Source organism: Niabella beijingensis (assembly GCF_020034665.1).
Lineage (GTDB): Bacteria > Bacteroidota > Bacteroidia > Chitinophagales > Chitinophagaceae > Niabella > Niabella beijingensis.
This window is the reverse complement of record NZ_JAIQDI010000001.1, coordinates 3,636,479-3,662,294: the sequence shown is the minus strand read 5'-3', so window position 1 is coordinate 3,662,294 and position 25,816 is coordinate 3,636,479. Positions and strand designations below refer to the sequence as shown.

Below are 25,816 nucleotides of genomic sequence, written 5' to 3'. Positions count from 1 at the left end.
TTTTTCTACAGTGCCCCCTGATGCTGGCGGGTTACGCCGGGAATGCATTAAATTGCTGTATGAAAAAAATCGTTTCCCTGTTCCTGTGTATCGGCCTCCTTACCGGGGTGAGGATTTCAGGGCAGAACAGGGCCCTCGTCATCAGCCGGCAATCGGAAGCGTTGCAAAACAAACTCATTCAATGGCGCCGGCACCTGCATCAGTATCCTGAGCTCAGCAACCGGGAGGTTAAAACGCAGCAGTATGTACTGGCCCATCTTAAAAGGCTCGGAATAGAAACGCAGCTTCTTGCCAAAACCGGTGTAGTGGGCATCCTGAAAGGCGGTAAGCCCGGTCCGGTGATCGCTTTGAGAGCCGACATGGACGCATTACCCGTCCTCGAACGCAACGGGCTACCATTCAGATCCACAGCGAAAGGCGAGTACCTGGGAAAGGAAGTTCCGGTAATGCATGCCTGCGGACATGATGCCCATGTTGCCATGCTGATGGGCGCCGCAGAAGTATTGTCCGGTATGAAAAGCGCTATCGCGGGTACTGTTAAATTCATTTTCCAGCCGGCTGAAGAAGGTGCTCCCGGAGATGAGGAAGGTGGTGCGGAACTAATGGTTAAGGAAGGGGTACTGGATGCTCCCAAAGTAGCTGCTGTATTCGGCATGCACATCGAAAGCTGGATCGAAGAAGGAAAAGTATTTTATAAACCGGGGCCCTTTATGGCCGCCAGCGACTGGTTCACAATCAAAGTAAAAGGCAGCCAGTCGCACGGCGCCCAGCCCTGGAAAGGTGTTGACCCGATTGCTGTCAGCGCGCAGATCATCAATGCCCTGCAGCAGATCGTAAGCCGGCAGCAGGATCTTACAAAAGCGCCTGTTGTGCTCACTGTGGGAAAAATAAACTCCGGTGTCCGCAACAATATCATTCCGGAGGAACTGGAAATGGCCGGCACCATCCGCACCTTTGATACCGCCATGCAGCGTGATGTACACCGGCGGATCCATAAGATCGCCACCGGTATCGCGGCAGCAAATGGTGCTACGGCCGAAGTGACCATCAAAAACAATACACCGGTAACTTTTAACAACAGGGAACTGACCCAAAAGATCATACCCACACTTGAAAAAGCCGTGGGAAGGGAAAATGTACAGGAAACGAATTGGGTAACAGGCGCGGAGGACTTTGCCTATTACGGCCTTACTACCCCTGCGGTTTTTCTTTATTACGGTGGTATGCCTAAAGGCAACGATCCGGCCAAGGCACCACCGCATCATACACCTGATTTTATGATATCAGACCGTATGCTTTATAACGGGGTAAAAATATTTTGTAACCTGGTGTTTGATTATCCCGGCATTCAATAACCGCGTAATGCATCTTTCCCAAGCCGGTCAGTTTGCAACAACCCTTCTACCAAGAGCAGTAAAACCGCAACGCCTATTGTTATCCCCAAAAACAATAGCTCTGCCTTCAGCCGTCCCCGGTTATGTTCTTTAAGGGAGGCTACAATGCCTTTGCAACGCTGAAACACAGCAAAACAGAAAAAGGCCACACCTGCCAAATCGGTCAGCTGCATAGTGACTAGAATCCAATGGTACCCGTCATACAAACCTTCCCGTTTTCATCCATTGCATACACTTCAATGGTACTTCCCTTTATCGATTTAACGATCAGATAATCCGTTCTCAGAAGATTTATAAATGCATTCGGCGCGGTTAAAAAGTATTCTGCCGGTGTTAACGCAGTAATCGGCTGCCAGTAGATCAACCCCGGCCCCACGATGGTATTTGCATACATTACATCTGTATTGATCGGATAATCCTTCTGATATTCGATAACGATAGGATTAAGCGCCGGGTTTGTCTGTGTTGCCGGCTGATATGCCTTAATCAGATTCAGGGAACCCGGATCCCAGGTATCCAGGTAAGTTCCGCTTTTTATAGAATCTGTTGAAAAAGTCGGCTTTAGCCGGATGTCCAGATTGCGGCCATAAAAGGAAGTGTGTGTAAACAAATTGGGCAATGAAGATGTATTTAAAAAATCAGCTACCCATTTATTGCGCTCTGCTGTAGCCTTATACAGTTTTATTAAAGCACCACCTTCCGATTGATAAATATTACCCTTCCGGAAGGGCTGAATTGTAATAGAATCATTTGTAACAGAAAGTACTTTAAAAAAGAAGTCCGTTACCTCTGTATTGCCACCTGTATATATCTGTGAAATAAAGGACTGCGTTGAAAAGGACAGCAGGGGCAATCCGGTGCTTGCGGAAAGCAGGAATTGCGATTCAGCTTCTTTTGTAAAAGCGCTGGTAATTTTCACGGTACCGGATAAGGTATCGAATTTCATCAATACCGGCATAGCCGTCCTTACATTCTTATTAAGGTTCTTCAACATCAGTATCCAGCCATCTTTGGTATCATGAAGTGCTGTTTTAATTTCATTCTGAAGGGTTGCAGCTCTTTCACGGGAGGCCGAACCATCCGACGACAGATCATTTTTCTGACAGGCACTCAGACAAACAGACAATATGAAAATAAAAACAGCGCCTTTAAATATATTTTTGCTCATTCTTGTAGATTAATAGTTACAGTTAAAGTGCAATGGCTGCAGAGTCCAGGTAAACTTTCATTTCGTGCAGATCCATTCCCATATCCAGGTACTTACTATAGATCATATTATACTTTTTGCGAAGTTTGTCATTCTTGGCAACGATTTTCATAATGGAATCTTTTGAAAAACGCAAACAGGCTTCCACAGTTGTGGCAAAATCTTCTTCCGGTGCGTATCCCCCGTAATTACGAAAAAAACCATCCTCCTGCGCCTGCTCATCCGTTCTGCTGGTATAGCCGGGAGTGCCATAATATTCACCCTGCGATACCCGGTCATAATCATATCCTCTTCCATATTTATGATCCATCTGATGCGCATGTTCATGAAACAGGATACACATATGTTCCCTCACTGTGGCCCTCGTAAAGCTCATATTGTCAACACCGCCCATACCCAGCCGGTAAAACTGTCCGTTTAAACCGGCACCGGCGGCGCCGCCGGAAGAAATGCTGTTGAATTTGATCGCGCTGCCCACAATCAGGAACTCAATCGGTTTCTGCTCTGCCCAGAATTTAGGAAACCGTTGCTTTAAAGGGCCCAGCCACATTTTTCTCACGACTATATCGGCATATGCCATTGCCCGGTTGTATGTAGTTGGCGTAAAAAATGTTGTCGGGTCAATCACCCGGGGAGTGAACTGGTAGTACACCTGTACACCATAGTTATTTTGAATCGTATCAATAAGGGAATCCAACCCGTTTTTAGGCCCGGAGTGAACTACTTCCAGGTAGTCAACAGGTGCTTCCCGCACCAGCGCTGTTTCTTTGTTGCAGCTGAAAAACAGGATAACCATGAAGCACAGTAAAAACAAAAATGATTTATAATATATTTTTTTCATGTCAGATAAATTATTTAATGGAATCTTCTGTTGCTATTGTTATTATCTTGGATTCAGAACGATACCCGGATTGCCCAGCTGCTCGGTCAGCGGTATCTGTAATGCCTTCCGCAGATCGGTAGCGCCGATGCTGGCAGCCACCGGCAATCCTCTTCCAAGCACATGTTCTACCGGAATTTTAAAGCGTTTTACATCAAACCAGCGCAGTCCTTCATTTAAAAACTCCTTCCGGCGCTCAGCTACAACAATGCGTATCAGGCTGTCTCTTGAAACAGCTGTCGTCAGCGGTGTATAATTGGTATACCGTGCCGCCCGCAGGGTGTTGAGATCATCCAGTGCGGATGCCACCGGGTTTGCAGTACCGCGTAAAACGGCCTCTGCCCGGTTGAGCAATACTTCATCGGTTGTAAAATAAGCGGCCCGTACAAAACTATTCGGATTATTGGGCTGGGTATTGTATTTGGTACATACCACCTGGTTATCGATTACCGTACCGACAGAGACCAGTATACTGTCCCGCCGGTCCCTTCCGTAAGGTGTGCTTTTAAACTGTGCTCTGACTTCATCTGTCGGGAAAAAGCCACACAAGGTGTAGCCTGTCGGGGTTAAAAAACCCAGGTTCAATGAATAGCAGTTCATGAGAATATTGGGATGAGTGGGAGGATCCATAAACATGGTGGCATAATATTCACGGTTGTATTTCCGGTTAACGGCTAAATCGGCGGCCAGGTCACGTACGATTCTTCCTTTTTCGGCGATCACGGCATCCGCGTATTTAACCGCAGCATCCCAATTGCCTTTATACAGCTCCATCCGGGTCATGAATGCATTGGCACTGGCGATCGAGAAATGATAGGGATTTTTTGACACATAGGCCTGCCCTTTTTTCAAAAACGCGATTCCTTCAGTGGCGTCTTTTTCCACCTGATCATATACCTCTTTTACAGAATTCCGTTTTATCAGCTTTTTGTTCTCCTGGCTCACGGCGGTCACCAGCCCGATGCCCAGGTCTTTATCTGCTGTAGCAGGATCATAATGCTGACTGAAAAGATTAACCAGCATAAAATGACAATAGGCCCTGATCAGTAATGCTTCCCCCATAACCGCGGCCTTGTATTCTTCTGTTCCCCGTTCGGAACTCATTACACCCTCAATCACAACATTCGCGCGGTAAATTTTTGCATAAAACTCTGAGTAGGCATTTTCAGGTCCGGTGGGGATATTCTGCGGATATTCGTCTTTGTATAAATACATGGGCAGGAAACGCTCATTAATACTCGCCTGCGCCAATGTTGCATAATACTGGTAATCATCTGTTAATATGTCTGTAAACATTTCATGGCGTGCGGGGTAGGCGTCCGTTAATACCTGTGCATACTGTTCCGTAAGCGTAGGTCGTACCCGGTTATCATAGGGCGTATCTAAGAATCGTTTACAACCCGCCGAAAAGAACAGTGTAAGAAGTACTATTATATAATAGCTGCGTTTCATAATTTCTTTTATTAAATAGTCTAGAATTGTGCTAGGATTCTTAAGGAATAACTTTTGGTATTGGGAAGTGCTACGCCTGTAATAAGGCTTTCAGGATCTACGCCTCTCAGTTTTCTATCGGCCCAGTAGTAGATATTGTTTGCGGAAGCCATTATGCGTAAACTTTTAATAACACGGGTACGTTCCAGTGCCTTCCGGTTCACATCATAAGAAAGCATTACTTCACTCAGACGCAGCACATCAGCTTTCGCCACCATGATATCACTGCGGTTGTAGGCAAATTCATTCTGAATTCCCGCAGATGCCAGATAAGCAGCCTGAATGCTGGAAACCAGCCCGGGTATATTGGTAAATTGCTCATCTCCTGCCGAACGCCAGCGTGCATCAATATCCTGCGCTACCGCCAGGTTATCCGCGTAGGTGCGTTGCACCATCGGATTTCTGAAGACCTTGTTGCCGTAGCTGTACGTAAAGAAAATACGCAGTTCAAACGGTCCATAGCCAAAGGTGTTTGAAAAGGAACCGGTGGTGGTGGGCTCCCTTGGTCCCATATAGGATACCAGGGAATCATTGGTGCTCGAAAGTAAAACATTGTCTATCCGGCGTCCGGTGTTACCAATTGCAAAAGTCGGCTGCCCGTTGGCATCCAGCCCTGCAAAATTATAGGCATATAGTCCGTACAGTGGTTTACCGATCTTACCAAATCCTTCCGGCCGGGTGACATTGGTTAACAACGGCGATTGCAGTACCCCGTCGATCATGGTGTTTTTTACATACCCGTAAATAATGCCGGTTCCCCAGCGAAATTTGTTCGAATTGAACCAGTTGCTGACATTAAAGGTAAAATCAAACCCTTTATTGGTCATGGAAGCCCAGTTGATTACCTTACTGGCAAATCCTTCTTCAAAAGGCATGCTTCCCGGTGCAATCAGGTTTTCGTTCTTTCTTGAATAATATTCGGCTACAATCGAGTAGCGTTTCAAAAATGCGATGTCCAGTCCGATATTGGTTATGTAGTCCTTTTCCCAGGCGAGGTTATAAAGTTCAGGAGAGAAGATCCGAAGGCCAACCTGGCTGTTTACATCATCAACCCTTACCGCATTGTAAAACTGTCCGTTCAGCATGGGCGAGGTATTATAAGCGTTTCCTCTTAAGGCATAACTGCCTCTTATTGTAAAACGATCGATAACGGAATTCAGTTTTAATGTTTCAAAGAATTGTTCACGGTCTACATTCCAGGAAACACCTACATTGTAATTGGGCAGAAACCGCGAACGGGTCAGTGTTCCAAACACATTGCTGCCATCCGATCGCGCCATCAGATCAAGATTATACCTGTTCTTAAGGGTATATTGTACATTCAGAAAACCGCCAACAGCCCTTTCGTTGATAAAGTTTTCCCTGTAATAACGTTCGTCGTTTAAAATAGCATATTTCATTGCCTGCTGGCTGGGGGAAATAATCTTTCCCCCATAATACAGATAGCCATATGCTCTTGTGCTATCGCTCTCATAGCTGTTCGACCTTATTTCAACACCTCCGAAAAATGTTAGCCGGTGTTGATTCGTTATCTGCTTCACATAGTTCAGGGTGGCCCGTCCGTATAGCTCGGTACCATTGCTGTTATAAGCATCAAGGATACCACCCCGGGGTAGTATCGTCTCCGGAATGGAATTCGGATCGGTGGGATCTTTAAACAGATAAGGATTGGCACTGCGTACCGGATCGGGATAATCGGCCCGGTAAGCGGCCGCCACATTGGAATATTCGGTCATTACGTGGCTGATTTCTGCCCTGTTTTTTCTTGCAGAAAGCAGTACTTCCAGTGTCAGGTCTTTAGTGAATTTATAGCTGGGGCGTACTGTTACAGCAATCCCCTGGGTTTTAATGCCGGTAAAATTTTCATTCAGCTCATCCAGAATATTAAACGGTGCATAGTTTCTGCGGTAGTATTTATAACTGCCGTCTTCGTTATAAGGACTCATGGCCCTGCTGGTAGTAGTGGCATAGATGGTGGGATTCAGTTCAAAAGCCCTCGATACTGTGCCGTTGGGAGTCGTACTGTTAAACGTTCCCGGGGCCATCTGGTCTCTGAAATTTGCAGTAAGATCCACATCAAGATCCATGCGCTTGGTTACATTAATAATAGTACGCAGATCAATCGTATAACGTTTCGTATTATATCCGATGGAAGCCCCGTTATCACCGGCATAACTTCCGGAAAGATAGTAAGTGGCTTTTTCACTGCCGCCGGACAAAGAAAGTGAATGCTCCTGTACCAGGTTATTCTTGAACAACACATCAAACCAGTTGGTATTTCTGTATGCCGCATTATCCACCTCTTTATTAAACTGATCCTTTGAAATAAGATTCTCTGCGTAACGGAAATAAGCGTCCGTAAATGCGCCTGTGGAAGTGGGGTAATTGAGTACAGACAGGTATCCATAATTATAAAGATCGCGTGCCAGCTCAATCTGCTGTTTTGAATTCATCAGGTTGAACCGGTCAATATCCGGCTTTAACCCCATACTCAGCGCCGAGCTAAAGTTGATATTCATATCACCCTTTCGGCCTTTTTTGGTTGTAATGGATATAATGCCATTTGCCGCGCGGGTACCATAAAGGGCTGTGGCGGAGCCGTCCTTCAGAATGGAAATATCCTCAATATCGTTGGCATTCAGCCCGGCAATTACAGAACTCAGTAAACTGGCGGGATCGCCGGAATACAACTGGTTTACCGTTACGTTTGCAGGGGCACTGATAGGGACACCATTCAAAACATATAAAGGCTCCTGGTTGGCGCTGATTGAGGCATTACCATGAATCCGTATTTTGGGTGTGGCACCAAAAGTCCCTGAAGGGCTGGAGACGCTTACCCCCGCAGCCGCTCCCTGCAGCATTTTGGAAACATCCATATACCCCGAGCGGTTGATCAGCTCCCGGTCCACCTGCACCACAGAACCTGTAAACTTCCGCCGGTCGATGCGCTGAAAACCGGTAACCACAACATCCTGCATCAGCAGGGAATCTTTTTTCAGCTTTACCACAATGGATGTGTTGCCCTGCGCGTTCAGGCTGTATCCGGTGATCGTATGCTCCTTGTAGCCTATATTGCTAAAGGTAAAACTGTACCGTCCTTCAGGGTTAACAGCACCAAAACGAAACACACCCGTACTGTCTGTAGTGGTTTGATATATCAGTTTGGCATTGGTGGTGTTGCGGGCTACAACGGTTACCTGTATCAGCGGTTCGTCCTCTTCATTTGTAACCACTCCATTTACAGAGGTGGTTGTTTGACCCGTTCCGGTCAACGGAACAAAATAGCAAAACAATATCAGCAAAGAGGCTCCAGTCAATTTACGTCTCATTAAAACAAATAGTTTTTTTGTTTTTAATAGTTCAATCACTCAAGAATACGCTTTTTAAAGAGGGCATCCCCTACTCTTGTTAAGAAAAAATTAAAAAAAAGTTACCTTTTCCTTTTAAAAAGGGAGAATCGGGTATTCCGGAGTTTTGAAAAACGCTTATCGGGATATGGAAAATGCGTCCGGAGCAGTTTTAACCAGTTTCAGCTGGTTGACCATGGCAATTTTCTTCAGCAAAGGCTCCACCGGTTCTTTCCGGGAATAATCCGCAATAATATAGATGTCTTCAAGATCCTGGCTGGAATACGCAATGCGGATATTATAGAGGGCGGCCAGTTGGTCCAAAACCGATCGGAGCGGCGCAGTTCTGAAAGAAATCGATTCGTTTGCCGGTTGGGGCTGTTTGGTATTTCGGGGTAGTGCCCGGACAGGCGCCGGTTTTGGGCGGCCAAATGCTGAAGCAGTAAACCGGTTTTGCGCAATGGTATATTCCAGCTGATGATGGGGCGTTAAATAATATCGCATACTGTCGCCCTGCGTCTTGTGCCATACCAGTACCTTGCCTTCAAAAAGCTTTACGGTGATCTGTTCAGCTGTTGCTTTTACTTTAAAGCTGGTTCCTACCGCTTTTGTGGCAATATGACCCGCTTCAACAATAAAAGGCCGGGAGGTATCTTTTTCAACATTAAAATCGGCTTCGCCTTCCAGAAGAAGGTATCGGTCCGTTTCACCAAAATTGCGCTGATAGCTGAGTCTGCTGTTACTGTAAAGCGTAACCTGCGAATGATCCGGCAGCGTGATGTGTTCCGAACGGGTAGTACGGTTGAAGTGCTCGATCCTTGCAGGTGGTACTTCAGCCACCTCGGGAACCGCAGCCGGCGTGACCCCTGAACGATAAAAAAACAAAAAGCAAAAGAGGACACATACCGTGGTGGTTATACCGGATGCCCATACAAGCCGGCGCTTTGTCCGTTTCCGGTTGATAGAATGATGAACGGCAGCCAGCATTTGTTCGGGAGCAACCGCTCCCGGAGCCGGTGTACTGCTGAGCCCGGAGCCTGCATCAGGATCCAGGTAATGGTTCAGTGCCTCGGGATGGTATTCAAAAAAAGACAGTACCTGCTCCTGCTCCTCTTCGGAACAATGTCCCGAAAAAAAACGGAAGATCAGTTGATCATTTATCAGTATATGCCGGCCTTCATTCATCGATTAAAAAGAATCATAATCATAACCGTTGTATTCCAAAGAGGTTTGATGTACTTTAATGCTTTTGTAATGTGGTTCTCCACTGTTTTTGGACTGATCTGTAATAATTCGGAGATTTCCTTATGCGAAAGCCCTGCCAGCCTGCTCAATTCAAATACCCGTTTCCGCGCGGGCGGCAGTGCATCCAGTATTTTGTCCAACCGTCTGTACGTATCTTTGTAGCTGATATTGTTTAACAAATGATTGTCCGGGTCCTGGATCATGGTACTTGCCTCAAGGTACCGGATGTCATTTTTCTTCCGGCACATTTTCCTCAGCTGATCGATCAGCACGGTTTTGGCGATCCGGAAGACCTGAATGCCGATGTCAATGTCCACAGCCACCTGCTTTCGCCGCTCCCACAATTTTATAAAAGTGAGCTGTGTAACCTCCTCCGCAAAATAACTGTTCCCTATTTTATTCAGAACATAATTATACACCTGAGGTTGAAATGCATAATAAATAGCGTTAAATGCCTGTTTGTCGCCTTCGATTAGATTCAGTACGTCAATGTTCATCCGGTAACAATTTGATGCCCTGCGCTTATACAACTCCCTGTCTGAGAACGATAGCCATGGTGCATATGTTAGACTTAAAATTTCTCAAAAAAACATGTCGGTAGTTATAAAGATATTACTATTTGACTAAAAATAAGCCTGTCCGCTGCCGCGTAACTGGTCAGACCAGGCAATCAATGCACCAATTAATACCAGGGGCACCCTTAAACGTCGCTTTTCTTATAAGGGAGCTGATTCTGTATTGCACAAGAGTTCCCTGACAGGCCTGGTTCGTAATGCCCTTTAAAGCCATCAGGGGCAGTTCCGGCCCTTTTACCAAAGGCAACCCTTCAAAGCAGGATAGTGGCGGAAGCAATGGCAGCAGGCACAGCCGCAAAATCACGACTTCAGTGTCCATATATCATAGAGTCCGGCACCCGGATATTACACACCCTGACCATCAATGGTCAGGGTGTACATCAGATCTGTTAAACAGCTGAAAATATGGATCGGCGCGTACCGGGGCTATTTTTTATCCAGCAGTTCGGCCAGTTTGTGTTCAAGGTCTTCCCCGCGCAGGTCCTTTGCAAGGATCTTTCCGTCGGGCCCCAGCAGGAAGTTGCGTGGGATAGCAGTGATCCGGTATTTCTGGGCCACTTCATTTTCCCAGCCCTTCAGGTCACTTACCTGTGTCCAGGTGAGCGCATCCTTTTTTATTGCAGCCAGCCAGGGCTCCTTTTCTTCGTCCAGGGAAACGCCCAGCACGGTAAAGTCCTTATCCTTATATTTTTTAAATGTTTTTACCAGGTTCACATTCTCCCTGCGGCAGGGACCACACCAGCTGGCCCAGAAATCCACCAGCACATATTTGCCACGGAACTGTGCCAGAGATACTTCCTTACCACTGGTATCCTTTTGCATAAAATCTGTGGCGATACTGCCTACCGCATTAAAACGTGCATCCACCAATGCCTTTTTCAGCTGTCCGCCCATCGCGGTGGCCATCGCATCCTTTCCCAGCATTGCCGCCCTTTTTTCCAGGAGTGCCACATCCTCTGTAAAGCCGATCGTGGATAAGATCACCATGGCGCTTACCGGTGAAGAGGGGTGCTTTGTAATAAAAAGATCTACCTGCTTCTGGATTTCGTCAATCTGGGTTTTCAAAGCATCATTCAGGCCCTCACCACCCGTTCCGGACTGCAGCTCCATACCCACCTGGTTGATCTTTTCGAATTTGGGTATAAAAACATCCTGAAACTCGGTGAAATCGTCCTGTGTTTTTGATCCGGTGAAATTCCAGTCATCCATTTTTGTTTTTACAGATCCGGCCACTTTCACATTCTCATTTCCCAGGAAAACAGCGGTCTTCATCGTATCCCCTACCATCAGCCCGAGGATCGTGGGAGCTTCCAGCTTTGCGGACAATACAAAACCGCCCCCTTTGGATTTGGTGGTACCAATGGTTGAAGAGGAATTCTCCAGGTCAATCAGTAACACGTCGGTATTGTCCGGCAATCCGTCTACGGTTCCTGTAAGTGTCAATTTCTGGGCCATCGTGCACAAAGGCAGCATCAATGCAAAAAAGAAAATAAGTCTGTTCATGTAGCTGTTTATTTTTTTGAAACGGGCAACAAATAATGCCGCCTCAGTAAAACAAGATTACTATTTATTTGTTGGATCGATCCGGAACACTCCCCTTTAAAAACCGCAATACCCCCAGATCTGCTGTGCCGGATATTTATAATCTCCTGATTCCTTGACGTATGGAAGCATAAGTTGGAACACCGCTATTTACTATTTAGCAAAATATTAGGAAAGTGATTCTGTCAAAAACAGGTTTCTGCTTTTGCAATACTTATCCCAATACCGTTTTAATAAATTTTCCGGTAGCACCGGGAATGTCTGTTTGCCCTTCCAATGCTTTTATAAAGGCCGAACCAATGATTGCTCCGTTGGAGAAACGGCAGGCCCTGGAAAAGGTTTCATGATCCTTTATTCCGAAACCTACCAGTACCGGATTGCTCAGGTTGTAACCGGCCAGGCGTTCCAGGTATTGTTCAACTGCAGAAAAATCTTTTTCATTGCCGGTTGTTGATGAAGAGGATACCGCATAAAGGAACCCACTGCTCAGTGCATCCAGCTTACGTACACGGGCTTCGGATGTTTCAGGTGTAACAAGGAATATAAAATCAAGTCCGTGACGATCTACAATGGACTTATAAGTTGCTTCAAATTCAAAGGGAGGCAGATCCGGGAGGATGAGTCCGTCGACACCGGCCGCTGCTGCATCTGCGCAAAATTTCTCAAAACCGTATTGCAATACCGGGTTCATATATCCCATCAGTACCACGGGTATCTGAATCCGGGTACGCATGGGCTTCAGTTGTTCAAACAGCCGGGAGATGGTCATTCCCGCTTTTAAAGCGATCGTGCTGCTGCTCTGGATCACTTCCCCATCTGCAAGCGGATCGCTGTAGGGCATCCCCAGTTCGATGATATCCGCTCCGTTCTGCTGCAGTGCTTCCATAACCGCCAGTGTGCTGTCAACCTGGGGGAAACCGGCGGTACAATATACATTCAGCACCTGCTGCTGCTTTTGTTCAAATAGTTGCTTCAGTCTTGTCATGATCGATCCTCTTCTTAAGTGCTGTTTATTTTGAATGCCTGTCCATGTAGCGCATGTAGGTTTCCATGTCCTTATCGCCGCGTCCGCTCAGACAAACGACAACATTGTCTTCTTTTGCAAACCGGATCTTATTGAGTGCCGCCAGGGCGTGCGCGCTTTCCAGCGCCGGGATGATCCCCTCCAGTTCCGCCAGTTCAAAAGCGGCCTGGAGTGCCTCTTCGTCCGTTGCATTTAAAAAATTGCCCCTGCCGGTCACAAACAGGTTGGCGTGCATGGGCCCGATGCCGGGATAGTCAAGCCCCGCAGAAATGCTATAGGGTTCTTCCACCTGTCCGTCTTCCGTCTGCATCAGGTAGCTTCTGCTGCCATGTAAAATCCCGGGTTTTCCCAGCTGCGTGGCCGCTGCGCTTTTATCGGTATCGATGCCACATCCGGCTGCTTCCACGGCGTAGATGGCAACAGCAGGTTCATCCAGGAAATGATAAAAGGTTCCTGCAGCATTGCTGCCTCCGCCTACACAGGCGATAACAGCGGCCGGCAGTTCCGATCCCGTCTTTTCCGCCAGCTGTGCCCTGATCTCTTTGCTGATCACGCTCTGGAAGCGGGCCACCATATCCGGATAAGGATGGGGTCCCACCACACTTCCGATGATGTAAAAAGTATCGTTCGGGTTATTGATCCAGTCCCGGATCGCCTCGTTGGTGGCATCCTTAAGCGTTTTGCTACCGCTTTTTGCCGGGATCACGGTGGCACCCAGCATCTTCATCCTTGCTACATTCGGTGCCTGGCGCTCGATATCTTTCTCCCCCATGTATACGATGCACTCCAGGCCCTTCAAGGCACATACGGTGGCAGTGGCCACACCATGTTGCCCGGCACCTGTTTCTGCAATAATGCGTTTTTTCCCAAGGCGCTCTGCCACCAGTATCTGACCGATAGTATTGTTTACCTTATGTGCTCCGGTATGACAAAGATCCTCCCGCTTTAAATAGACATTGGTGCCGTACTTCTGACTCAGGCGTCCTGCATAATACAGCGGGGTTTCCCGGCCGGCATAGTCGGTCAGCAACAAATGGTATTCTTTCTGAAAAGCCGGGTCGGCTATGATCTTAAGATAGTTTTCCCGCAGTTCTTCCACATTCCGATACAACATTTCCGGAATATAAGCGCCTCCAAATTCTCCATAATATCCCTGCTCATCCGGTTCCTTATATGATGCCTGCATTTTATTTACCCCTGTACTTTTTGGTGAGGCGTAAAGATACAAGAAATGGGTGTATAATCCGGTCCTGTTTGCCAATGTAATGAGACTGAACGCTGTACCCCATTGTGCAAAACAATTTTTGCAGGCCCTCCCATTCTGATGTATATTTAGGACACAGATCACAAAAAGCGGTAAACATGAGAGTGATTTTAGATGATAAAATCCACCGGCCTGAAAAGGATGCTCATCAGTCAGCTTTTTTGAGTAATATAAGTTTTACGGCAGACGCCATCGTTCATCTTGCAGAAAAAACCGCAACGTTTAATATTGCAGAATGGATATGGCATATTGAAATCATCGACGGCAGGGAATGGTACATCGTAACGGATAAAAAAGCCTGAAGAGCAACCAGCCAGCAGCGGGGAAATTTCCATACAGGGACGGGTAATGTTATGCACTGTTGTTTACTGCAGCAGTTCGTATTTTGTTTTGGGCCGTTCTGCCTCTCGCCATTTAAAATCAGGTAACCGCATTTCATCCGGTGATTTATCCTTTAGAGGATAGAGGGTTCCGCTGGCTTCGCTTCTCAACACCACCTTTTTCAGTTCTTTATTGGAAAAATAGGCATCCAGGATATCGGATTTTGTCTGGTTGACACCGATATAGGAGCTGTCCTCATCCTGAACATAGTAAATACATTCGGCAGAGCCTTTTGCCCGAACGGAGTCCATGTTACCATCCGTGAAATATCCGTCCAGTCTGGTAGCTTTTACCTGGTTGTATGCCTGATCCTCCACATGATTGATCATAAATCCCCTTTTAAAGGCTTCAAACCGGTCCATTTGCTTGTTCTTCGTATGCAGCAGGATGGTGTCTCCTGTTATCTGGCTGGCCTTTCCCCATACAACGGGATCCTGGTATAAACGGAAGGTGGAATCCTTAAAGGAGTAGAACAGGCTGTCGCATACCGCCTGGAGCGAATCGCTGAAGATCCTTACGTGGTGAAAGCCTTCAAAATAGCGGTTCGTACTGTCGTTATCCGCCGGTTTTTCCTTTACTGCATTTTTTCCCTGTGCCGGCAGTGCGGGAACTCCTGTGGTTTGCCTGGGCGGGGTTTCTCCCGGTTTGGAGAGCAGCTCCGCATGCGTTAATACCTTGGGCACTTCGGCTATTGCCCGGGCGGGAATGCTGTCCCGGGCAGTTGCCGGCTTTTCCGGCTCAAGTGCGGCCGGCAGCGGGAGCTTCTTCTCATTGCCGGATATACCGGTGGAATCCGTCCCGGGCACTATGTCAGCTGCTTTTGATACAACCGGCAGCAGGGAATCTGAAGGCACAGCTGCGGAATCCGGCGTTATCCGGATGCGGTCTCCTCCCAGCGCCGGCGACACGGCATACAGGTCGGTCAGTTTTGCGCTGAACAATGTATCGGCGGTAATATAGATCGAGTCTTCCCCCTGCTTTATGATCATCAGCGGCTTTAGCGTAGCCAGTACGGCTTCGGTCGTCCTGTTCTGGTAAATAAGGTTACCGATAAGTGTTGTTTTACGGATGGTGTCAATCACCACAGCATTTCCTTCCGCTTTGGCAAATCCATTGTCCAGGGAAACATTATCCGCCTCTACCGTTACGCCTTTCCCGTCATTGATCAGCGGACGTTGTCCGAACTGCGCATCACCACTCTTGAGGTTATAATAACCGGCCCGGGTGTCGATGGTCGCATTTGTACTGTCCTTTATATGCGTCAATGCGATAAAGCGGGCGATCTGGTTTTCGGTATTGTATTGCAGCGAGTCGGTGGTGATCCGGTATCCGGGATCATTCACCAGTACATTTTTCTTGAAAAAGACATCTTTAAGATCTGTATAGTAAAAAGCCTCCTTACTGGTGATCACCGTTTTTTTATTAACCACCTTCCCGCCATTCTTATAAATGGCGATATTGGTGCTCATATTGTATTCCAGGTCGGGGGTGGTAAGTGTAGCGTGTCCGTCGGTCAGCTTTACATCCTTATCCAGGTAAGCGATCTGCTTTTCTATAAGATACCGTAAATGACCGGAATAGATATTTGTAGTATCGGAATCGTTGATGTGGACATTGCCCCAGGCCTCAAAGGTACGGGTGCGGTCGTTTTTCACACAACGGTCGCATTTAAAAATCGTGGTCCCCTGTTTCATCACCACACTACCCACCAGTATGGTAAGTTCGGTGCTGTCGTTCGCCTTTTTTAATGAAATGCTGTCGGCATGAATGATATCTACCGGAGTGCCCGCCGGTTGCTGAGCACCTGCGATACCTGCCCCTATCAGCAGAACAAGAAACAGGCTGTATTTCAGAAAAAGGGAGTTATACATCTTATCGGGGAACCGTATCCTTTATTGCAGGTGCAGTAAGCTCACCTGCCTTATTTTTCTTGCCAAAAACAGAAATGTTCACATAGCGTTTGGGATGCACCCGGATATCATCCAGCAGGATTTCGGCACTCAGTGCCACTCCATTCAACCGGTTATACAACTGCCGGTCGTTCATCAGTGCGCCGATGCTTCCTTCAGGACTGGAGATCTTGTTCACTGCATCGCGCAGCGCCACCACCGTCGTACTAAGCGTATCCAGTGTCTGCTCCAGCTGCAGCTTTGAAAGATTACCTGTTAATGCGTTCACATTACCCAGGATCTGGTCCACCTGTCCGTTATTCCTTTTTAAGGACTCTGTAAAAACGCTCATATTATCCAGCGACGCCGCCAGCGGCTTCTGAACACTTGACAACAGGAGGTTCAGTGAGCCAACGGTATTTTTCAGGTGCGCGATGGCCTCCTGGAGGTTGCGCTGTGTAGGCACATCCAGCGTATTATTGAAATGAGACAACAGCAATGTGAGTGAGTCCGCCACGGTTCTCACCTTCCCCATCAGCGGTTTGGCCTCAGACGAAAGATCGCCCAGCAACCCTTCTTCCACCCGGGTTTTGATCTCGGCCTCATCACCAAGATACTCTTTGGAGTTCCCTTTGTCGATCACTACCTCTGATGCTCCCAGCAGACTTCCGGAAATATAGGCGACGGAATTCGCAGGAATATTCACATCCTCGGTAATACTCAGGGTAACTCTGATCGCGCTTACATTGGCATCCGCCGGCTCAATTTTATATACCGAACCGATGGCAAGACCGTTTATTTTTACGAAGTTGGACTTCTCCAGTCCGCCTACCGATCTGAATATTGCGTAAATTTTGGGATTGTGGTTAAAAATATCCTTTCCCTTTAAAAACCTGAACCCGAATATCAGGGCGGTAATAGCTATCACGGCCAATACACCCACCTTAAGTTCATTTGATATTTTCATGAAACATGGTTTAAGTTCTGTCCTCTGCCAATTGACTCAAATAATATTGCAAATAACGTCCGAAAAAATTAAAAACAAGCTTAATTATACAAAAAACTCGTTATCAGAATCTTAATTCTCCGGCCCATTCCGTCAATCCGGCATATCAGTCTGCTTTACCTGCTGCTGCAAGGGACTGCGGAGCTGTGGTGCTGTATTTTTCAATGTATGTTTTAACTGCGTCCAGTATACTGTTCACAATTTCTTCCTGACCTTGGGAGCTGACCAGGTAGGCTTCATCCTCTTTATTGCTGATAAAGCCCATTTCTACCAGAACGCTTGGCATTCCGGTAGCCTGAAGCACCCAGATACCCTTATGGTTGCGCTGCTGTACACCCCTGCTGGTACGCCCGTCAGCAATAAAATTCTTTTCCACAAGTGTGGCCAGTGAATAGCTTTTTCTGAAATAGTTCTGTGTATAGATCAGCATCCGTACCCGTTCAGCAGGATCGTTTGAATCCGGCATCGGAGGGGCATCGGCACCATCGCCGGTTTCTTCGTTGTAGTAGTCCTTGTCGTCATCATCGATATTTTTCATCGAGTTGACCTTCTGCTCATTTTTTCCAACAGCCCAGATATAGGTTTCTGTACCCCTTGCCTTGTTTTCAACCCATACATCCTCGTATTTGTTTACATAATAGGTCTTTTTTACCTTTTTTTTCTTTTTGCCCTTCCCTACGGTTACTGTTTTTGTATGCGCCTCCCTTCCCACGACCTTTTTTATATACCAGCCTCCGGGCCTTCTCCCCGCCGCGTTGCAATGGAGGGAAATAAACAGGTCGCCATTGTTCCGGTTGGCAAAATCCGCCCGGTAACGGTTGGCCGCAACAGAATTTGACAGCCCGCCCGGTAATGCAGAAGTGGTCCTTGTTTCCAGGATATTGATTCCCTTCAACTGGTTCCTCATGGCCGTTGCCAGCTTTCTGGCCACCTGCAGGGTAATCGCCGCTTCAGTGGTCTGAAGCCCTTCTGCCCCCACATCGCTTCCTCCATGTCCCGCGTCTACAATGATCGTTTTAACAGCACCCGACTTTGCCCCGGAATTACCCTGCTGGGCAGCAATAACAGAAAAACATCCTGCAGTAAGTATAAATAATAGAAACGGACTTATAAATTTTTTCATAATTTTTTTCAGGCTTCGACGTAATATCTGATTTTTAGTTTCAAGCTTCACAAAATCTTTACTATGTTATTTATACATTTGCGCCGTACTTTGGCACAAACCCTAATGCGCAAATTTAAAAGATTTTATTTTGTTGTCCTTTTTCTAACAGCTATGATATTGATGGCTGGTAAAAAAGACGTTGCTGCTGTTGCGGGTTCGGACCGGCAGGGAGTGCCCTCATTTTCCTTTCAAAAAGACACGGTTCCGCAAAAATCCATAAAAGATACGCTTCCGGGCAACGACAGCCTAAAGATAGCCGATTCTACCAAACTGACAACAGATACAGGCCGGGTAAAAACAGATACGTTCCGGTTGAAAATATCCAAAGACACCCTGTCAGGACCGGTGAACTATTTTGGCCAGGATTCCATTGTAGGCTTTCTTGACTCCAAAAAGATCAATCTTTACGGAAAAGCCAAGGCTGAATATGAAGACATGACGCTTACGGCCCCTGAGATCGGCATCGACCAGACCAACCATATTGTAACTGCCAAAGCAGGCAAGGACAGTACGGGCGAAATATCGGATTATGCCGAAATGAAGCAGGGACAGGAAGAATATAAGAGTGAGGGGATGGAATACAATATCAAGACCCAGCAGGGTATTACCAAGGGAACCATTACCCAGCAGGGAGAGATGTTCATTCATTCCGACATTGCAAAAAAGATCGATGCGCGTACGATGTACGGACAGGGTACATTTTTTACCACCTGTAACCTCGATCATCCGCATTTCGGCTTCCGGGCACGCCGCTCAAAAATCGTTAACAAAAAATTAGCGGTTACGGGAGCTGTCCGGCCGGAATTTGACTCGGTACCGGTTCCGGTGTACCTGCCATTTGGTATCTATCCGCTGTATCAGGGTCGCCATTCGGGGCTCATGACCCCCTCTTTTGAGCGGAATGATCAATGGGGGCTGGGACTCTCCCGCCTGGGTTATTACCAGGTGATCAATGATAACTGGGATGTACAGGTATATGGAAATATTTACTCCTACGGAAGCTGGATGGTGGATGTATTGCCCACCTACCGGAAAATTTACAAATACCAGGGATCGGTAAAATTCGGATTACAGCGTTACCGGCGTAATTTCAGGGGCGACCCCGATTTTTCGCTGACCAAGACCTATTCGTTTGCCTGGACCCATTCTTCCGACACCCGCTCTCGTCCGGGGGTCAGTTTTTCTGCCAATGTGAACATGAGCTCCACCCGTTACAATGAGAACATTCCGAACAGTAATCTTATGAACCTGATGAACAACACAGCAGGGTCTTCCATTACTTATTCAAAAACCTGGCAGGATAAGCCCTTTAACTTTACAGCGAGCTTTAACCATAACCAGAACAATGCCGCGCGCCTGGTGACCTTTAATTTCCCCAACATGGCGTTCACGGTGAATACGATTTATCCTTTCCAGAAAAAGAACTCCGTGGGCACCAAAAAATGGTACGAGCAATTGGGGATCGGCTACCAGGGCGGATTCCAGACAGCTATGTCATTTTATGAACTGGCGGATTCAACAAAGGATTCACTGCGTACGCGCGGGCTGTACCGCGGTACTTTCCAGCGTATGTGGGATACACTGCAGTGGAATGGTAACCAGAGCATCCCCATCACCCTTTCCCTGCCTCCGATACTGGGCGGGGCGGTGATGATTTCCCCTTCCATCTCGTACTCGCAAACCCTGGTGAACAAGAAAACCGATTATTCCTTTATCCCCGAACTGGATACAGTTATAGGGGTGGCCACTAACAAGATCGCACTGCGCCAGCAGATGAGCATGGGTATCAGTATCAATACCGCGCTTTACGGAACCTATCAGTTCCGTAACAAACGAATACAGGGCATCCGCCACGTGATCCGCCCCAATCTGTCGCTAAGTTATACACCGGATATGAACCGGAACAACTGGCAGCGGGTTCAGGTGATCTCCAAAGACAAAAAAGATACCTCCTACAGGTATTACGACAAACTGGCTGGTATCGGTTCTCCTCCTGTGGACATATTCACGGCCCGAAGGTTTGGTGGTATCAATTTTGGTATCGACAATAACCTGGAGATGAAGGTAAAGGCGAAGAAAAAGCCCAAGGCAGATTCCGATTCCACGGATGAGAGTACGACCGACGGTGCTAACGGCGTAGATGAGAACGGCTTTAAAAAGATCCGGCTGATCGATGGTTTCGGATTCAGTTCTTCCTATAATATGTTTGCAGATTCGATGCAGTTATCGCCTTTCAGTCTTTATTTCCGTACCAACCTTTTTGAAAAGATCAATATCAGCGCCAATGGTACCATAACCCCCTACAAACTGGATGCGAACGGGGTTCCCACCAAGTACTATGCCTGGCAGGACGGGCGGTTCAATATAGGCACACTGACGAACGCCAGCATTACCATGAGCACCAGCTTCCAGAGCAAGCCCAAAGACGCCAACAAAGCCAAACAGCGGGAAGAAGCCCTGAACCAGCAGATGAATGATCCCATGCTGCAGGCGGATCAGCAACGCCTGCTGGAATACATGCGGCAAAACCCTGCAGAGTTCGTGGACTTCAACACGCCCTGGTCAATAAATCTCTCCTATTCATTAATGTATACAAAGCCCAACCGTACCACGGGCCTCAGCGCGGGGAACGGGATCAATTCCAGCACGAATTTTAACGGCAGTTTCAACCTGACCCCTAAATGGAATTTCAGTGTCAACGGCGCCTATGATTTCAAGACCAAGCAGATCCAGACCGTGGGTTTCACCATTTCGCGCGACCTCCATTGCTGGCAGTTCTCCGCAAGCGTATCGCCGGTGGGTGTATACAAATATTACAATTTTACCATCAGTCCGAAATCGGGTATGCTGCAGGATCTGAAGATCAACCGGAACCGGTCGTTCTTTAACGGCGGACCCCGTTACTGATGCTGCTGAAGATAATCCTTCATAATCGTAAAAATCTCCTCCTTTAACCGAGCAGTTGTTTTTGACAGCGGCGACACCGGTTCCAGAAAATGGATCTCAAGCGTACGTGGCAAAAAGAAAAATGGTTTACTTAAAGGCACGGCCTTTTTTGTTCCCAGGATCACCGCAGGAATGATCGCATGCCCCGTATCTTCCGATAGCTTGAATGCCCCGTTATAAAAGGGTTTCAGCAGCTCCCTGGTACGGTTACGGGTGCCTTCAGGGTAAATACACATATGCATTCCCTGTTTCAGCACCGCTTTCATTTTTTCAATGCTTTTTTTCCGGCTTTTTTCACTTTTCCGGTCAACAAGCACGGAGCCTTTTGAGTAATACCAGCCAAATATCGGAATCCTGGCAAAACTATTCTTGGCGATCGTTTTATTGGGCCCGGGAATAAATGCCGACGACAGCGGGATATCCAAAAGGGAATTATGGTTGCAGGTAACTACATAGCCGGTACCCTTTTTAAAATGTTCTGTACCCCGTACCCGTATGCGGCACCCGATAAGAAAGAACCATACATGCATCCATACTTTGGAAACCCGGATAAAATAAGCAGTGGATGCCGGTTCTGGAAACAGATAGGAAATAAGGGCAAACGGTAATACAAGAAGGAAGGTGATGACAAAGGTAATCAACGCCCAGGCTGCGCAAATCCGACCCGCTATTTCTTTAAATATCTGCATTCTTTGGCTGTTATAAAAATCAAAAATAGCGGTTTTTAGTTCAGCAGCCGGGATCTTTGGAGCAACGGTTTTTGCCGGCGGCAGGAACCGCTTAAAAAAAGAACGGCGCCGCTCCCGGAAGAGCAACGCCGCATTGCTGCTGACGAAGGTGTACATTTATCGCCCGGCGCCGCCGTCCTGATCGCAGATATTTTCAATAATGGAAATAAGATCCCTGGAGATCGTATTGAAATTATCAAATTCATAGGCCTGGCCGCCGGTATTGTTGGCAATAAGCTGCAGTTTGTAATTGGCCGTATACCACGGACTTCCTTTAAAAGTGGTGAGCAGGATGCATTGAATGCCCATGCTGTTGGCAGTGGCCGCCAGTGCAGCCAGGTAGGCATCATCCGCCGCATTCGCATTATCATCATCGCCTCCTGCCGGCGCATCGGTAATGATCACTGCCAGTTTGGTGATATTTCCGCTGCGCCAGGCGCCCGCAAACTGGTTGCTCAGGATCTCATTCAGCAACAGGTCGCCGGGTTCGGGGCCGCCGATACCCGCGCCCAGCTTCAGGGCATTGCTGTTATTCAGTTTGGCCAGCTGTGCACTGAAACTGGTTTTATTCGCCGGTGAAAATTTTTCCATCATCGTCAGGTACTGGTTGGTGGTTGGTCCGGTGCTGATCACCAGTTTCTGATTGGCCGGCAGGTTCACATAATCAGGTGCATTAAGGTATTGTGGTGTGGGATATTCGGCCCCGGGCTTCGTATACTCATCAAAAATAGAAAGCGAAAGCCTGTAATCACCACCGGACTCCGCTACAATGGCGTTGGCAATATTATTCACTTCTTTTTTTACCGAATCGATGGCCGGTCCCATGCTTCCCGTATAGTCGATCAGGAATGCCACATCCATACCGGCGCTACAACCCTGTGTTGCCATTTCAGGAGCGGAATAATTACAATTTTCTGTTTTACTGCAGGACAGGAGCTGCGATGCCAGGAAAAGCAGGACCAGCAGGCCGGGAAAACCGGACGAGGTTTTCGTTAGCGGGATTATTGTTTTCATATCGTTTTTTTTAATGGAACAAATCGTTTAAAAGAAACGGGCGTTATCACCCGTTCCTCCGGTATTTTAACAGATTCGGCACTTTTACTTCGGACAAATCACTTTCATCTCCGTGCGCCGGTTGAACTGATGTTCTGCTTCCGAACAGTTAACGCCATCAGCACAACGGTTTAGCAACTGTGTTTCTCCATACCCTTTTGCGATGATCCGGTCTCCGGCAACTCCCCTGGAAACGAGGTAGGCCCTGGCAGCATTGGCCCTGTTTTGCGAAAGCCGCTGGTTATATGTATGCGAGGCCCTGGAATCGGTATGGGAAGCCAGTTCCACGCGAACCCCGGGGTTATCGGTCATGAACTGTACCAGCCGGTTCAGCTCGGGTTTGGCATCCTCACGGATAAAATATTTATCAAGATCATAGTGGATGTTCTCCAGGCGGATGGCTTTATCGCAATCGGTTTCCTCCATGCACATTTCCAGTTTTACAAACAGGGTGGTGTTACGGTCGTAGTCCGCAGCTTTTATGTGCACCATCTGGGAAAAATATTTTTCTTTTTTCCCATACAGGATCATTTCTGATTTTTGTTTCAGGTGAAACAGGAAGGCGCCTTCCTTATCCGTTTGCGTGTTTTTTTCCACGGCGCCGGCACGGTCGCGCAGCACCACGGTAGCGCCCGGCAGCGGCATAACGGAATTACATACCACGGCTTTGCCCTTAAGAATAAAATCAGCATTGGTATAGAGCAGCTCTTTCTGCAACGTTCCATTGGAAATAAATGCAGTCGTTTCCGTCTGCGCCGGTTTAAGGTCAACAGCGTACAGCTTTCCGTTTATGGTATAATTTCCGGGGGTGATATTGTTAAATACGATTACCCCAAAGGCATTGGTCACACCCGATCTTATGGTGTTGCCGGAAGCATCTTTAACGATCACATCTGTTTCAGCAAGTACCTCTTTGGTATACTGATCGCGGGCAGTAACGGCCAGGGCATACACCTCACAGGTAGTGCAGGTTTCAGGAGCTACAGGCGGAGCTGCCGGTGGTACCGGCCGGGCCTTCCTGCGGGAAGGCAGCCGGAAGCTAAGACCCGCATAGCCGCCTATGGAAGCAATAGCACAGGCACAGCTTTTATCGATCGTTCGCAGGTTTTTTTCCATAAACACAAATGCCCCTTCTTCATTCGGCTCAAAGGCACGGTATGCCGCCGAATACCCTGCCGTTCCCACAGCGTCGCCGGCATTGAAGTGACGCAGGTAATATGCGCCGATATGCACACCGATCTTTTCGTTAAAAAAGTAATGCGCACTGAGTGATCCCTTTGCGCTCAGACTGTTATTAACATGATACCCTCCGTGCTCATTGAGCACCTGCTCCGTGGCGCTGCTTTTACCGGTCAGCGTAAGTGCGCCACCTTTGATGGAAGCCAGGCCCACCCTGCCATTCAGCTCCACAGCGAACCGGCCCTGGCGATCCGTGTAATGCATCCCGGGTCCCACACCATAAAAGATCCGGGTAATGCCTGCGCGGGTTAGTGAAAAATCGCCGATCATCGTATTATTCACCGGATCAAAAACAGCATCCGCAGGGTACTTGTTGACAGGTTGATTTTTAATATAGTCAGCATCCGCACCAACGCTGAACCATTTCCAGTAATACCCCGCGGTTACACCCAGGTTCAGTCCTCCTTTATAATCGATATAAGGCGTGTTGTTTTTATAATCGGGGAACAGGTCATAACCGCCGTTCAATCCAAACCGCCAACCTTTTACAGGCAAGCCGGGTGCCGCCGCTTCATCCCGGTGCTGCTGCGCATAAAGTTGCTGCGAAACAAACAGCAGCAGTACTGCACCCAGAACCGGTAATAATCTTCCTGCGGGTCTGCACATTTTAATGCAGGTCAACTCTTTCGTTTGCATGATATTCAGTTTTAAAAGTGATGGTACCTTTTAACTGCTATATCCGCGAACGCTTTGATTTGTTACCCCTGGCAAATGTTTTTTTTATTCCTGCCCGAATCCGCTGATGATTTTCTCCAGATAAATAAGACGCAGCCCTTTATTTACCTTCGCCTCCCTGGTTTCGGAATAACCCAGTTTCCGATAGAGATACAGGTTCTTTTGGCTGTTGTGACCGGTAAATAATTCGTACCGGCGAACCGGTTGCAATTCTTTTTCAATAGAATGCATCAGCAGTTTGCCAATGCCCTGGTTCCGGTGCCCCGGTGCTACGATCAGTTTATTAATGTATCCGGTACCGTCTTTTACATACCCCCGTACAGCGCCCACCATTACCTGTTCCTCCCGGGCGATCATACAAACCACATCCTGCTTCACTTCTGCATACAGTTCTTCAAGTGTTTGCGTTAGCGGGGGGATCGTGTAATCATTATAAATTGCCGCTTCGGACTGATAACAGCATTTCTGTAATTCCAGCACTGCGGGCAGATCCTTAAACAAGGCATGTATGATGCTTATCGATTTCATTGGTTAAAGGTTTGCTTTTTACGAAGACATCATAGATATTCAATGACTGGTGCAATGATGCCCCAAAGAATGAGTCGACCTTTTCCCTGACCGCAGGTTTTATACGGGTCCGGAACGGGTCTTTAACGGCCGCTTCCTGTTTTGTTTTACAGGCAGGATAGCCGGTGGCAAGCAGCAGGAAAAATAACGACCGGGAGAAGCGCTGACTCAATTGCATTTTTTTAAATAAGACATTGA

General features: G+C 47.5%; 20 protein-coding genes. 3 read left to right on the top strand and 17 right to left on the bottom strand.

The annotated features are described in order from the left end of the window. Window positions 1-59 precede the first annotated feature (59 nt). Window positions 60-1,355 (top strand): amidohydrolase, encoded by a 1,296-nt coding sequence (locus K7B07_RS15385; protein ID WP_223711095.1) that lies wholly within the window; start codon window positions 60-62, stop codon window positions 1,353-1,355. A 217-nt stretch (window positions 1,356-1,572) separates the two neighbouring features. Here K7B07_RS15385 and K7B07_RS15380 read toward each other — a convergent pair whose 3' ends face one another. From K7B07_RS15380 to trpB, 9 genes are all read right to left on the bottom strand, one after another. Continuing rightward, window positions 1,573-2,562 carry a DUF4302 domain-containing protein gene (locus K7B07_RS15380; RefSeq protein ID WP_223711093.1) on the bottom strand — a complete coding sequence of 330 codons (990 nt, stop codon included), beginning with the start codon at window positions 2,560-2,562 and terminating at the stop codon, window positions 1,573-1,575. Between the two features lie 22 nt (window positions 2,563-2,584). Then, window positions 2,585-3,442 (bottom strand): putative zinc-binding metallopeptidase, encoded by an 858-nt coding sequence (locus K7B07_RS15375; RefSeq protein ID WP_223711092.1) that lies wholly within the window; start codon window positions 3,440-3,442, stop codon window positions 2,585-2,587. A gap of 42 nt (window positions 3,443-3,484) precedes the next feature. Further along, entirely contained in the window at window positions 3,485-4,933 is a 1,449-nt protein-coding gene (locus K7B07_RS15370; protein ID WP_223711090.1) for a RagB/SusD family nutrient uptake outer membrane protein, read from the bottom strand. 20 nt (window positions 4,934-4,953) lie between these two features. Beyond that, on the bottom strand, window positions 4,954-8,301 hold the full coding sequence (locus tag K7B07_RS15365) for a SusC/RagA family TonB-linked outer membrane protein (protein ID WP_223711088.1): 3,348 nt from the start codon (window positions 8,299-8,301) through the stop codon (window positions 4,954-4,956). Window positions 8,302-8,457: 156 nt separating this feature from the next. After that, window positions 8,458-9,504, bottom strand: a complete 1,047-nt coding sequence (locus K7B07_RS15360) for a FecR family protein (RefSeq protein ID WP_223711086.1) — start codon at window positions 9,502-9,504, stop codon at window positions 8,458-8,460. After that, on the bottom strand, window positions 9,501-10,061 hold the full coding sequence (locus tag K7B07_RS15355; protein ID WP_223711084.1) for a sigma-70 family RNA polymerase sigma factor: 561 nt from the start codon (window positions 10,059-10,061) through the stop codon (window positions 9,501-9,503). Before K7B07_RS15355 ends, K7B07_RS15360 begins: the two co-directional genes overlap by 4 nt. A 504-nt stretch (window positions 10,062-10,565) precedes the next feature. Next, window positions 10,566-11,642 carry a TlpA disulfide reductase family protein gene (locus tag K7B07_RS15350; protein ID WP_223711083.1) on the bottom strand — a complete coding sequence of 359 codons (1,077 nt, stop codon included), beginning with the start codon at window positions 11,640-11,642 and terminating at the stop codon, window positions 10,566-10,568. Window positions 11,643-11,895: 253 nt separating this feature from the next. Beyond that, window positions 11,896-12,666: a tryptophan synthase subunit alpha gene (trpA, locus tag K7B07_RS15345; RefSeq protein WP_223711081.1), complete on the bottom strand. Its 771-nt coding sequence runs from the start codon at window positions 12,664-12,666 to the stop codon at window positions 11,896-11,898. Window positions 12,667-12,691: 25 nt separating this feature from the next. Further along, the gene (gene trpB, locus K7B07_RS15340; protein ID WP_223711079.1) at window positions 12,692-13,891 is read right to left on the bottom strand and encodes a tryptophan synthase subunit beta; all 1,200 of its coding nucleotides are present in this window, start codon (window positions 13,889-13,891) and stop codon (window positions 12,692-12,694) included. Between the two features lie 176 nt (window positions 13,892-14,067). Between trpB and K7B07_RS15335 the strand changes: the two genes are divergently transcribed. Further along, the gene (locus K7B07_RS15335; protein WP_223711077.1) at window positions 14,068-14,271 is read left to right on the top strand and encodes a hypothetical protein; all 204 of its coding nucleotides are present in this window, start codon (window positions 14,068-14,070) and stop codon (window positions 14,269-14,271) included. 63 nt (window positions 14,272-14,334) lie between these two features. Here the strand turns inward: K7B07_RS15335 and K7B07_RS15330 are convergent, their stop codons facing one another. The 3 genes from K7B07_RS15330 to K7B07_RS15320 all read right to left on the bottom strand — a co-directional run bounded on the left by K7B07_RS15330 (window position 14,335) and on the right by K7B07_RS15320 (window position 18,368). Then, entirely contained in the window at window positions 14,335-16,221 is a 1,887-nt protein-coding gene (locus K7B07_RS15330; RefSeq protein ID WP_223711075.1) for an OstA-like protein, read from the bottom strand. A gap of 1 nt (window position 16,222) precedes the next feature. Next, window positions 16,223-17,206, bottom strand: coding sequence for an MlaD family protein (locus tag K7B07_RS15325; protein WP_223711073.1), 984 nt, complete (start codon window positions 17,204-17,206; stop codon window positions 16,223-16,225). A gap of 145 nt (window positions 17,207-17,351) precedes the next feature. Next, complete coding sequence (locus tag K7B07_RS15320) at window positions 17,352-18,368, bottom strand: N-acetylmuramoyl-L-alanine amidase family protein (protein ID WP_223711071.1); 1,017 nt, start codon at window positions 18,366-18,368, stop codon at window positions 17,352-17,354. Window positions 18,369-18,521: 153 nt separating this feature from the next. Here K7B07_RS15320 and K7B07_RS15315 point away from each other — a divergent pair, with 153 nt between their 5' ends. After that, on the top strand, window positions 18,522-21,317 hold the full coding sequence (locus tag K7B07_RS15315) for a putative LPS assembly protein LptD (RefSeq protein WP_223711069.1): 2,796 nt from the start codon (window positions 18,522-18,524) through the stop codon (window positions 21,315-21,317). On the opposite strand, the gene K7B07_RS15310 is transcribed toward K7B07_RS15315, so the two are convergent. From K7B07_RS15310 to K7B07_RS15290, 5 genes are all read right to left on the bottom strand, one after another. Further along, window positions 21,311-22,201 carry a lysophospholipid acyltransferase family protein gene (locus tag K7B07_RS15310; protein ID WP_223711068.1) on the bottom strand — a complete coding sequence of 297 codons (891 nt, stop codon included), beginning with the start codon at window positions 22,199-22,201 and terminating at the stop codon, window positions 21,311-21,313. The two genes, K7B07_RS15315 and K7B07_RS15310, sit on opposite strands and share 7 nt — an antisense overlap. Further along, window positions 22,202-23,098 carry a vWA domain-containing protein gene (locus K7B07_RS15305; RefSeq protein ID WP_223711066.1) on the bottom strand — a complete coding sequence of 299 codons (897 nt, stop codon included), beginning with the start codon at window positions 23,096-23,098 and terminating at the stop codon, window positions 22,202-22,204. 84 nt (window positions 23,099-23,182) lie between these two features. Beyond that, window positions 23,183-25,012 carry an OmpA family protein gene (locus tag K7B07_RS15300; RefSeq protein WP_223711064.1) on the bottom strand — a complete coding sequence of 610 codons (1,830 nt, stop codon included), beginning with the start codon at window positions 25,010-25,012 and terminating at the stop codon, window positions 23,183-23,185. Window positions 25,013-25,096: 84 nt separating this feature from the next. Then, window positions 25,097-25,579 (bottom strand): GNAT family N-acetyltransferase, encoded by a 483-nt coding sequence (locus tag K7B07_RS15295; protein ID WP_223711063.1) that lies wholly within the window; start codon window positions 25,577-25,579, stop codon window positions 25,097-25,099. Next, entirely contained in the window at window positions 25,545-25,796 is a 252-nt protein-coding gene (locus tag K7B07_RS15290; protein WP_223711061.1) for a hypothetical protein, read from the bottom strand. Before K7B07_RS15290 ends, K7B07_RS15295 begins: the two co-directional genes overlap by 35 nt. Window positions 25,797-25,816 lie beyond the last annotated feature (20 nt).

Excerpts from the sequence above, each read along its gene's own strand:
- K7B07_RS15385 (WP_223711095.1), top strand. The coding sequence starts at position 60 with ATGAAAAAAATCGTTTCCCTGTTCCTGTGTATCGGCCTCCTTACCGGG.
- K7B07_RS15380 (WP_223711093.1), bottom strand. The coding sequence starts at position 2,562 with ATGAGCAAAAATATATTTAAAGGCGCTGTTTTTATTTTCATATTGTCT.
- K7B07_RS15375 (WP_223711092.1), bottom strand. The coding sequence starts at position 3,442 with ATGAAAAAAATATATTATAAATCATTTTTGTTTTTACTGTGCTTCATG.
- K7B07_RS15370 (WP_223711090.1), bottom strand. The coding sequence starts at position 4,933 with ATGAAACGCAGCTATTATATAATAGTACTTCTTACACTGTTCTTTTCG.
- K7B07_RS15365 (WP_223711088.1), bottom strand. The coding sequence starts at position 8,301 with ATGAGACGTAAATTGACTGGAGCCTCTTTGCTGATATTGTTTTGCTAT.
- K7B07_RS15360 (WP_223711086.1), bottom strand. The coding sequence starts at position 9,504 with ATGAATGAAGGCCGGCATATACTGATAAATGATCAACTGATCTTCCGT.
- K7B07_RS15355 (WP_223711084.1), bottom strand. The coding sequence starts at position 10,061 with ATGAACATTGACGTACTGAATCTAATCGAAGGCGACAAACAGGCATTT.
- K7B07_RS15350 (WP_223711083.1), bottom strand. The coding sequence starts at position 11,642 with ATGAACAGACTTATTTTCTTTTTTGCATTGATGCTGCCTTTGTGCACG.
- trpA (WP_223711081.1), bottom strand. The coding sequence starts at position 12,666 with ATGACAAGACTGAAGCAACTATTTGAACAAAAGCAGCAGCAGGTGCTG.
- trpB (WP_223711079.1), bottom strand. The coding sequence starts at position 13,891 with ATGCAGGCATCATATAAGGAACCGGATGAGCAGGGATATTATGGAGAA.
- K7B07_RS15335 (WP_223711077.1), top strand. The coding sequence starts at position 14,068 with ATGAGAGTGATTTTAGATGATAAAATCCACCGGCCTGAAAAGGATGCT.
- K7B07_RS15330 (WP_223711075.1), bottom strand. The coding sequence starts at position 16,221 with ATGTATAACTCCCTTTTTCTGAAATACAGCCTGTTTCTTGTTCTGCTG.
- K7B07_RS15325 (WP_223711073.1), bottom strand. The coding sequence starts at position 17,206 with ATGAAAATATCAAATGAACTTAAGGTGGGTGTATTGGCCGTGATAGCT.
- K7B07_RS15320 (WP_223711071.1), bottom strand. The coding sequence starts at position 18,368 with ATGAAAAAATTTATAAGTCCGTTTCTATTATTTATACTTACTGCAGGA.
- K7B07_RS15315 (WP_223711069.1), top strand. The coding sequence starts at position 18,522 with ATGATATTGATGGCTGGTAAAAAAGACGTTGCTGCTGTTGCGGGTTCG.
- K7B07_RS15310 (WP_223711068.1), bottom strand. The coding sequence starts at position 22,201 with ATGTACACCTTCGTCAGCAGCAATGCGGCGTTGCTCTTCCGGGAGCGG.
- K7B07_RS15305 (WP_223711066.1), bottom strand. The coding sequence starts at position 23,098 with ATGAAAACAATAATCCCGCTAACGAAAACCTCGTCCGGTTTTCCCGGC.
- K7B07_RS15300 (WP_223711064.1), bottom strand. The coding sequence starts at position 25,012 with ATGCAAACGAAAGAGTTGACCTGCATTAAAATGTGCAGACCCGCAGGA.
- K7B07_RS15295 (WP_223711063.1), bottom strand. The coding sequence starts at position 25,579 with ATGAAATCGATAAGCATCATACATGCCTTGTTTAAGGATCTGCCCGCA.
- K7B07_RS15290 (WP_223711061.1), bottom strand. The coding sequence starts at position 25,796 with ATGCAATTGAGTCAGCGCTTCTCCCGGTCGTTATTTTTCCTGCTGCTT.